Source organism: Allorhizobium paknamense, assembly GCF_030815125.1.
GTDB classification, from domain to species: domain Bacteria; phylum Pseudomonadota; class Alphaproteobacteria; order Rhizobiales; family Rhizobiaceae; genus Allorhizobium; species Allorhizobium paknamense.
The window spans coordinates 37659-47220 of sequence record NZ_JAUSWH010000023.1 but is presented as its reverse complement, the minus strand read 5'-3'; the positions used below and the strand labels follow the sequence as shown (position 1 = coordinate 47220).

Here is a 9562-nt window from a genome sequence, read left to right as displayed (position 1 = left end):
ACAAACTCGCCGCCAACTTTCTCGGTTTCATTAAGCTCGCCAGCATAATGCTATGGATCAAATAACTAATTTGTCACTACAGCCTAGAGCATTTCCACGAAAAGTGTCGTCGCGGTTTTCCGTTCGGTAATGCGTAAAAACAGAAGCTTAGAGCCTGTCCAGTGAACCCGTATTCATCGGACAGGCTCTAGCACTAAAAAGCCGGTCTCATTCCTAGGAAATGAGACCGGCTTTTGCTGTTCGTGTTTTTCTCGGAGCCCGCCTCAGGCGGCCCGGCGCTGGACGGGCTGGATGGAGATATTGCCTTGCAAGTGAAAGCGGCTGATCAGGTTTCTCAGCCGGTCGGTTTCCGAGGCAAGGGTTGCGCTGGCCGCGTTGGATTCCTCCACCATGGCGGCGTTCTGCTGGGTCACCTGATCCATCTGGTTGATGGCCGTGTTGACTTCGGAAAGTCCCGTTGCCTGCTCGCGGGCCGAGCTTGCAATCGCCTGCATGTGCTCGTTCACCGCGACGATGTTCTGCTGAATGGTCTTCAGCGCGTCGCCGGTTTCGCTGACCAGTTTCACGCCGTTGCGAACCTCCTCGGAGGAATTGCGGATCAATTCCTTGATTTCCTTGGCAGCCTGCGCAGAGCGCTGGGCAAGTTCGCGCACTTCCTGGGCAACGACGGCAAAGCCCTTGCCTGCTTCGCCTGCACGCGCCGCTTCAACGCCCGCATTCAGCGCCAGAAGATTGGTCTGGAAGGCAATTTCGTCGATCACGCCGATAATATTGGAAATCTGACTGGACGACGCCTCGATCCGCGCCATGGCATTGACCGCCTCAGCGACGATTTCGCCTGAGCGCGAGGCGCTGGCATCGGCGGTCTGGGTTGCATGCCGGGCTTCCTCGGCGCGCTTGGAGGCATTGTTGACATTGGCGGTGATTTCATCGAGCGCGGCGGCGGTTTCCTCCAGCGAGGCGGCCTGCTGCTCCGTACGCTTCGACAGGTCCTGGGCGCTATGGCTGATTTCCCGTGTACCGCTATCGATCAGGTCCGTGGACTGGCTGACCGCAGACAGCGTGCCATTCAACTGGGCAATCGCTTCGTTCATATTGTTGCGCAGGGACTCGAAGTCCGCCGCGAAGGGCTTGTCCAGCTTGACGGCAAGATCGCCTGCGGCAAGAGAGGCCAAGGCTGCCCCGATGGTATCGACGGCATAGACGCGGTCGGTGACGTCCATAGCGAATTTGACCACCTTTGTCACCCGGCCCTTTTCATCGAGGATGGGGTTGTAGGAGGCATTGATCACCACCTTTTTGCCGCCCTTGCCGTAACGGACAAATTCTTCCGCCTGATATTTGCCGCTGCGCAGCGTTGTCCAGAACTCCTGATAGGCGGGGGAGGCCGCGTAATCCTTGTCCACGAACATGCTGTGATTCTGACCCTGGATTTCTTCCAGTCGGTAGCCGAGCGCATCCAGGAAATTCTGGTTGGCGCTGATCACCTTGCCTTCCGGCGTAAAGGCAATGATGGCCTGGACACGGCTGATCGCCTCCATCTGGTTCTGGAAGTCGAGGTTCAGCAGGCGTTCCTTGGCATTGGCCCATTCCACCACGAAACCGGTGATGGTCGCACCGCTTTTCAGCGGCGTGACGATCAGGTCGAAAGCCCGCTGGCCCACCCAGATGGTGGCGCGGTGCTGGGTTTTCAGGTTTGCCAGCATGTTGCGCTGGTGGCTGGGATTTTTATGGAAGATGTCGATGTTGCTGCCGATCAGCGACTGCATGTCGAAGCGCGGCAATTCCTTTTTCAGGTCGCTTTCCGCTTCGCTGAGAAGCGCCTTCACGGCGCCGTTCATATAGCGGATGTTCAGCTTGGCATCCGCGATCATGATATTGGCGTTGATCGTTTCCAACGCCTCGACTTTCGATTTGGTCTCTCTCGATAACCCGTACATAGCAACTCCTGCGCTTCAGCCCCCACCACGAGTCCTTCGCGGTTTGTTTTCCGAGCGCAAGAAAAGCATATACGCTAGAAGTTGCCCCCCGGATCACAGGAAACAAATTAAATATTAGGAGTAACGCAAATGTTAATGCAAAATCCGGATTTGTTCGGTTTTGCAGAAAAAACCCGCAAAAGCTGCGGGTTTTTTGGCGGAGCTGCTTCAGGATGTAAGTTAGGACGCCCTCAATAGAGAACGCTCGCCCCCATATCCGCAGGGCCTGCAACCCGGCGAAGGGGAGCGAACAATTCCCGGCCCATGCCGAATTCATTGTCGGAGAGATCGATTGTCACAGCTTCCCGGCTCTCGAATTCCTGCTGATCCACCAGAACTTCCAGCGTGCCGGCAATGGCGTCGAGCCGCACCATGTCTCCGTCCTTGATCTTCGCGATCGGCCCGCCATCCACGGCCTCGGGCGTCACATGAATGGCGGCGGGAACCTTGCCCGATGCGCCGGACATGCGGCCATCGGTGACGAGGGCAACCTTGTGGCCGCGATCCTGCAGTACGCCGAGCGAGGGTGTCAGCTTGTGCAGTTCCGGCATGCCGCACGCCTTTGGTCCCTGGAAGCGCACCACAGCCACGAAGTCACGGTTCAACTCGCCGCGCTTGAAGGCATCCTGCATCTCCTGCTGGCTATGGAAGACCAGCGCCGGGGCCTCGATGACGTGCCGCTCCGGCTTGACGGCGGAAATCTTGATGACGGATTTGCCGACATTGCCGGTCAGCATCTTCAAGCCGCCATTGGCCTGGAAGGGCGTTTCGATCCGGGCGAGAACCTTGGGGTCATGGCTCTCCTCAGGGGCGGGCTGGCGCGCCACCGTGCCGTCGGCATTCAGCTTCGGCTCGATCGTGTAGGCGGCCAGTCCCTGGCCATAGACGGTGCGCACGTCGTCATGCAGCAAGCCGCCCTTCAGCAATTGTTTGATGAGATAGCCCATGCCGCCTGCGGCGTGGAAATGGTTCACATCGGCAAGCCCGTTCGGATACACGCGGGCCAGAAGCGGCACGATATCGGAGAGATCGGAAATATCCTGCCAGGTCAGCTGAATGCCACCCGCCCGCGCCATGGCAATCAAGTGCATGGTGTGGTTGGTGGAGCCGCCGGTGGCATGCAAGCCGACAACGCCATTGATGATCGAGCGTTCATCGATCATCTCACCCGCTGGCGTGAACTCATTGCCGAGCGCGGTGATCTGCAGGGCGCGCTTGGCGGCCTCCTTGGTCAGGGCATCGCGCAGCGGCGTGCCGGGATTGACGAAGGACGCGCCCGGCAGGTGGAAGCCCATGATTTCCATGAGCATCTGGTTGGAATTGGCGGTGCCGTAGAAGGTGCAGGTGCCGGGGCCGTGATAGGACTTGGATTCGGCTTCCAGCAGTTCGGCGCGGCCCACCTTGCCCTCGGCATAAAGCTGGCGCACCCGCACCTTTTCGTCATTCGACAGGCCGGATGTCATGGGCCCGGCGGGCACGAAGACGGCAGGCAGATGGCCGAAGGTCAGGGCTGCGATCATCAGGCCGGGCACGATCTTGTCGCAGACACCGAGATAGACCGTGCTGTCGAACATATTGTGCGACAGGCCGATGCCTGCCGCCATGGCAATCACGTCACGGGAAAACAGCGAGAGTTCCATGCCCGGCTGGCCCTGGGTCACGCCGTCGCACATGGCCGGAACGCCGCCGGCCACCTGCGCCACGCCGCCTGCCTCGCGGGCGGCGTCGCGGATCAGCGCCGGATAGGTCTCGAAGGGCTGATGCGCCGAGAGCATATCGTTATAGGCAGTGATGATACCGAGATTGGGGACGGTGTCGCCGGCGAGCGCCGCCTTGTCCCCGGGGGAACAGACGGCAAAGCCGTGGGCAAGATTGCCGCAGGCGAGAGAGGCCCGGTGCACGCCCTTGGAGGCCGCCCGGCGAACGCGGTCTAGATAGGCCTCGCGCGTCGGCTTAGACCTTTCGACGAGGCGTTTGGTGATGGCTTCAATGCGATGATCGGCACTCATGGAACACGCTTCCTTCCCAAAGCACGCCCCGGAAAGGGAGGATGGATTTCCGGACGTGGATTTCAGTTAAACCGGCGGATGGAGCATTTCCTGCTCTACAGCCACCATCGCCCTTTGCGGGCACCCCTTTCGAATATCTCAAGCCCTTGATGCATTTGAGATATTCGAAATTCTTTCAAGGCGAGGATGCGTTAGCATCTTCGAGCCTTGATATTATGTGTCGTTCCTATTGCAGCCGCCCAGGGGGCGGCCGCAAGTGGGCTGCCTCACGGCGCCCAATAGATGTCGGTCTTTGCGGGCGCACGTTCAAGCACGGCCCGGATCGGCATCTCCGCCTCATCCGTGCCGGAAAGCGCCTTTTCCAGCACCGCTTTCTTCTCCGCACCTTCGATATGCAGCACCAGCAGGCCCGCATCGGCCAGGGCCGAGAAGGAGAAGGTCAGGCGTGGTTCGCCTGCGCCCGCCGCTTCCATGGTCATAACCCGGCGCGGGGCCGAAAGGTCGAGCGCTTCCGCAAGATGATTGCCGCCGGGAAAGAAGGAGGCCGTGTGGCCATCCGTCCCCATGCCGAGAATGACGGCATCGAAGGGAAACAGCCTCGCGGTTTCCCGTGTCGCCACCCTGGCGGCAGCCTCGATATCGGCTTCCGGATGGAAAAGCGGCACGAAACCGGCCTTTGCCGCCTTACCCTTCAGAAGATGCGTCTTGACCAGCAGATGGTTGGAGCGCGGATTGTCTTCCGGCACGAAGCGTTCATCCACCAGCGTGACGGACACCTTGCTCCAATCCATCGGCTTCTGCGACAGCGCCTCGAAAAACGCCTTGGGCGTGGAGCCGCCGGAAACGGCAAGCGTGGCCTTGCCGCGGGCGGCAACCGCCGCAGCCAGTGCCGCCGCCACCCTGTCGGCCAGACTGGCGGCAAGCGCGCCGCCATTGTCGAAGCTCAGCAATTCATGCGCCATGCCGTCGCTCCTCAGTCCACTTCATGCCAGGTACGGCCGTCGCGCTCGATCAACGCAATCGCCTGGCTCGGACCCCAGGTGCCGGAGGTATAGCCCTGCGCACGCTGACCGATCTCCTCCCAACCCTTCAGGATCGGGTCCACCCAGGTCCATGCCGCTTCCACTTCGTCGCGGCGCATGAACAGTGTCTGGTTGGAGCGGATCACGTCCATCAGCAGGCGTTCATAGGCATCGGGATTGCGCACGCCGAAGGATTCGGCAAAGCTCATGTCGAGCGGAACATGGCGCAGGCGCATGCCGCCCGGGCCGGGATCCTTGATCATCAGCCACTGCTTCACGCCTTCATCCGGCTGCAGACGGATGACGAGCTGGTTGGCCTCGATGCGGCCAGCGGCCTCATCGAAGATCGAATGCGGGATCGGTTTGAACTGGATGACGATTTCCGAAACCCGCTGCGCCAGCCGCTTGCCTGTGCGCAGGTAGAAGGGCACGCCCGCCCAGCGCCAGTTGTTGATTTCCGCCTTGATGGCCACGAAGGTTTCGGTGTCGGAGGCCGCTTCCAGCTCTTCCGCATAGCCCTTCACGGCGCCGCCAGCGGATGCGCCCGCCTTGTACTGGCCGCGCACCGTCATCTTTTCGACATTGGCGGTGTCGATGGGCTTCAGGGCGCGCAGCACCTTCAGCTTTTCATCGCGCAGCGCCTCGGAATTCATCGAGGAGGGGGCTTCCATGGCCACGAGGCAGAGCAATTGCAGAATATGGTTCTGCACCATGTCGCGCAGTGCGCCCGCCTTGTCGTAGTAGGTCACGCGGCCTTCGAGGCCGACGGATTCGGCCACCGTGATCTGCACATGGTCGATATGGGCGGAATTCCACAGCGGCTCGTAAAGCGCGTTGGCAAAGCGCAGCGCCATCAGGTTCTGCACCGTCTCCTTGCCGAGATAGTGGTCGATGCGGAAGATCTGCTCTTCCTTGAACACCTTGCCGATGGTGTCGTTCAGCGCCTGGGCCGACACGAGATCGCGGCCGATCGGCTTTTCCACCACGATGCGGGTGGATTTGGTGATCAGCTTGTGATCGCGGATACGCTCGGCAATGTCGCCGAAGATCGAGGGCGAAACGGCGAGGTAGAAGGCGCGAACGATGTCCTTGCCCTGGTCCAGCAGTTTCTTCAGGTCATCCCAGCCCTTGTCGGACTTGGCGTCGACGGAGATGTAGTAGAGGCGGGCGCAGAATTTATCGACTTCCGCATCGCTCCACTCGTCGGCTTTCAGGAATTCCTTCAGCGCCTTGCGGGCGAAATCCCGATATTCCTCATGGGCCATGGGCGAGCGCGAGGCGCCGATGATGCGGGTGGGTTCCGTCAACTGACCCGCGAGCTGGCGATGATAAAGCGCCGGCAGAAGCTTGCGTTCGGCAAGGTCGCCGGTGCCCCCGAAGACGACATAGTCAAAGGGTTCGACGGGAATAATCTGGCTGCTCATGCGCGCATCTCTCATTCTTGTCCGTTGGTGGGCTTATAATTCAATCGATTTAAAAAGGCCAGTGGGAGACCGAAAAATTATGGGCCACCGGCTTTTTCAAAACCTGTCCCGCAGCGCATACCAGCTGAGCGCCAGGAACAGAAGCGGTGAACGCAGACGTGCCCCGCCGGGGAAGGCCGGGATTTTCAGTGCCTTGAAAAGCTCGAGTTCCGAGGCCTGACCCAGCACCGATTTTGCAAAGAGCGTACCGCAATAATTTGACAGCATCACGCCATGGCCGGAATAACCGGCGACGGAAATCACCCCCGGCAGGACCTCCCGGGCAAAGGGCTGCCGGTTCATGGTGATGCCGACCGAGCCGCCCCAGGCATGGCTGATCTCGATCTCGTTCAGCGCCGGGTAAATCTCGGCGATCTGCTTGCGGATATGCTTCGAAATGTCGCGCGGGCTATCGGCGGTATAGGCCTCGCGTCCGCCAAACAGCAGGCGGCCATCCCGGCTCTTGCGGAAATAGCGCACCACGAAGCGGCTGTCGGCCACCGCTTCACGGCCCGGAATCACAGCGGGAAAATCATCGAGCGGCACGGTTGCGCCAATGAAGGAGCGGATCGGCATGACATGGGCGCTCGTGACCGGCTCCAGCCCGTTGATATAGGCATTGGTGGCAATCAGCACCTTCGAGGCGGTGATCGTCCCCCTGCCGGTCTCGATCAGCGTCTTGCCGCCGGATTGGCGAAGGGCTTTGGCGGGCGTCATCTCGTAAAGCTGCGCACCGGCATTGGCTGCCACCCGCGCCAGTCCCACCAGCAGTTTCAACGGATGGATATGGCCGGTGCCGATATCGTAAATGCCGCAATGATAATGGGTGGAACCGAGCCGCTCCGCCGTCTCCTGCCGGTCCATGAAATGCATGTGCGGATAGTTGAAGCGGGTGGCGGCGATCTCCACGCTGTCGCGATAGTCCTTTTCCTTGCCCTTCTTGTGCTCGACATTCATCTGGCCGGGCAGGAATTCCATGTCGATCTGGTGTTCGCGGGCAAAGTCGAGAAGATAGGCCTTGGCGTGCTCGGCCATGTCAAACAGCGCCTTGGCGCGCTCGAAGCCGAATTCGGCTTCCAACTCCTCCGGCCAGGCGCGCTGGCCGGTGCCGAACTGTCCGCCATTGCGGCCGGATGCGCCATCGCCGAAGCGGTTGCCGTCGATCAGCACCACCTTCACACCGGCTTTCGCCAGGGTGAAAGCGGCCTGCAGTCCGGTAAAGCCGCCGCCGATAATGGCGGCATCCGCCGTGATCGAGCCGTCAAGGGCGGGATAAAGGGGCCTTTCGCCCACGGTGGCCTGATACCAGGACAGGCCCGGTGCAATGGGGCTTTGCCACATGGGAGTTCCTTTCCAGTATTTTCCGTATTTCCGGATGGAAAACCGCTTCCCGATTTTGTCGGGACGATACTCCGGATCACACGTTCAGCAGCAGGAATTCCCGCTCCCACGGGCTGATCACCTGCATGAAGGTTTCAAATTCTCCCCGTTTGACGCCGGCATAGATATTGATGAAGTCCCGCCCGAAGACCTCCTCGAAATCCGGCTCGTCCTCCATCAGCGCCACGGCTTCCAGCAGGCCGCGCGGCAGTTCGATGGAGCCCTCATTGGCTGTATCCTCCGTCGGCGCGGTGGGCTCGATTGCCTTGCAGATGCCGAGATAGCCGCTGCCGAGCGAGGCGGCCAGCGCCAGATAGGGATTGGCATCCGAGCTTGGCAGCCGGTTTTCCACGCGCCGCGCCTGCGGATCGGAAATCGGCACGCGGAAAGCCGTCGTGCGGTTGTCATAACCCCAGGCATTGTTGACCGGGCAGGCCATGTCCGGCTGCAGGCGGCGATAGGAATTGACGTAAGGCGCCATCATCACCAGCGCATTCGGCACATATTTCTGCATGCCGCCGATGAAGGCGAAGAACTCTTTCGACGGCGACCCGTCCGGATTGGAGAAAATATTCTTGCCCGTCTCCACATCCACCACGGACTGGTGAATATGCATGGCGGAGCCCGGCTGGCCCTGCATGGGCTTGGCCATGAAGGTGGCGTAGATGCCGTGCTTGAGGGCGGCCTCGCGAATGGTGCGCTTGAAGAGGAAGACCTGATCGGCAAGCTCGATGGGATCGCCGTGACGCAGGTTGATTTCGAGCTGCGCCGGGCCTTCCTCATGGATCAGCGTGTCGATTTCCAGACCCTGCTTTTCCGAGAAGTGGTAGATATCGTCGATCAGTTCGTCGAATTCGTTGATCCCGGCAATGGAATAGCCCTGACCGCCGAGAATGGAGCGGCCCGACCGGCCCTTGGGCGGTTGCAGCGGATAATCCGGGTCGTCATTCTTGGCAACGAGGTAGAACTCGATTTCCGGCGCCACCACCGGCTTCCAGCCCTTTTTCTCATAGAGCGACAGCACGTTTTTCAACACGTTGCGCGGCGTGTAGCCCACCGGCTTGCCATCGGTATCGACAATATCGCAGATTACCTGCGCGGTGGGGTCGGTTTCCCAGGGCACCACCGAGAGGGTGGAGAGATCCGGCATCAGCTTGATGTCGTTGTCGCGCGCATCGTAGCGAAAGTTTTCCGTCTCATCCGGATATTCGCCGGAAATCGTGTGGCGGTAGAGCGCCGATGGCAGGGCAAGCGAGGTATTGCCGGTGAATTTCGAGGTGGGCATCATCTTGCCGCGCGGCACCCCGGCAAGGTCGGGGGTGATGCATTCGATATCCTCGATGCCGCGCACGCGCAACCAGCTTGCGGCTTCCTTCCAGGTCTTGACGCCGCGCTTTCCGTCGGTGTCCGGGGGCATCAGGGTTTTCTTGGATGCTGCGCCTTTGGGTCTGAGCATTGTCTTTCTTGCAGGCATGTCTCACCGAACTGGAGTTGATCCTTCATCCATCATAACGGCCTGAGAAGAATTGGCGAGAGGGCTCGATCATTTCCAGGAAAAGTGTGGAGCGGTTTTCCGTCCGGAAATGCGAAAAACAAACTACCGGCAGGGAATTGACATTGATTTCATATTCGCAAAGGAAACGGCGGGATCAAAAGGAGCCGGACCTTGGCGAAACAGGTGGATGTGCTGATCATCGGAGCAGGGGCCG

The 9562-nt window shown here is 60.3% G+C and carries 6 protein-coding genes; all 6 read right to left on the bottom strand.

Translation table 11 applies throughout. From position 1 onward, the window contains the following. Positions 1-263 precede the first annotated feature (263 nt). Entirely contained in the window at positions 264-1940 is a 1677-nt protein-coding gene (locus QO005_RS22375; protein WP_307160248.1) for a methyl-accepting chemotaxis protein, read from the bottom strand. Between the two features lie 230 nt (positions 1941-2170). After that, positions 2171-3988 carry a phosphogluconate dehydratase gene (edd, locus tag QO005_RS22370; protein ID WP_307160247.1) on the bottom strand — a complete coding sequence of 606 codons (1818 nt, stop codon included), beginning with the start codon at positions 3986-3988 and terminating at the stop codon, positions 2171-2173. Between the two features lie 266 nt (positions 3989-4254). Beyond that, complete coding sequence (pgl, locus tag QO005_RS22365; RefSeq protein ID WP_307160246.1) at positions 4255-4950, bottom strand: 6-phosphogluconolactonase; 696 nt, start codon at positions 4948-4950, stop codon at positions 4255-4257. 11 nt (positions 4951-4961) lie between these two features. Further along, positions 4962-6434, bottom strand: coding sequence for a glucose-6-phosphate dehydrogenase (zwf, locus tag QO005_RS22360; protein ID WP_307160245.1), 1473 nt, complete (start codon positions 6432-6434; stop codon positions 4962-4964). Between the two features lie 96 nt (positions 6435-6530). Continuing rightward, complete coding sequence (locus QO005_RS22355) at positions 6531-7814, bottom strand: NAD(P)/FAD-dependent oxidoreductase (protein ID WP_307160244.1); 1284 nt, start codon at positions 7812-7814, stop codon at positions 6531-6533. 76 nt (positions 7815-7890) lie between these two features. After that, positions 7891-9327, bottom strand: a complete 1437-nt coding sequence (locus QO005_RS22350) for a glutamine synthetase family protein (protein WP_307160243.1) — start codon at positions 9325-9327, stop codon at positions 7891-7893. Positions 9328-9562 lie beyond the last annotated feature (235 nt).

Bases quoted from the DNA above. Each gene is read 5' to 3' on its own strand.
- QO005_RS22375 (WP_307160248.1), bottom strand. From the start codon at position 1,940: ATGTACGGGTTATCGAGAGAGACCAAATCGAAAGTCGAGGCGTTGGAA.
- edd (WP_307160247.1), bottom strand. From the start codon at position 3,988: ATGAGTGCCGATCATCGCATTGAAGCCATCACCAAACGCCTCGTCGAA.
- pgl (WP_307160246.1), bottom strand. From the start codon at position 4,950: ATGGCGCATGAATTGCTGAGCTTCGACAATGGCGGCGCGCTTGCCGCC.
- zwf (WP_307160245.1), bottom strand. From the start codon at position 6,434: ATGAGCAGCCAGATTATTCCCGTCGAACCCTTTGACTATGTCGTCTTC.
- QO005_RS22355 (WP_307160244.1), bottom strand. From the start codon at position 7,814: ATGTGGCAAAGCCCCATTGCACCGGGCCTGTCCTGGTATCAGGCCACC.
- QO005_RS22350 (WP_307160243.1), bottom strand. From the start codon at position 9,327: ATGCCTGCAAGAAAGACAATGCTCAGACCCAAAGGCGCAGCATCCAAG.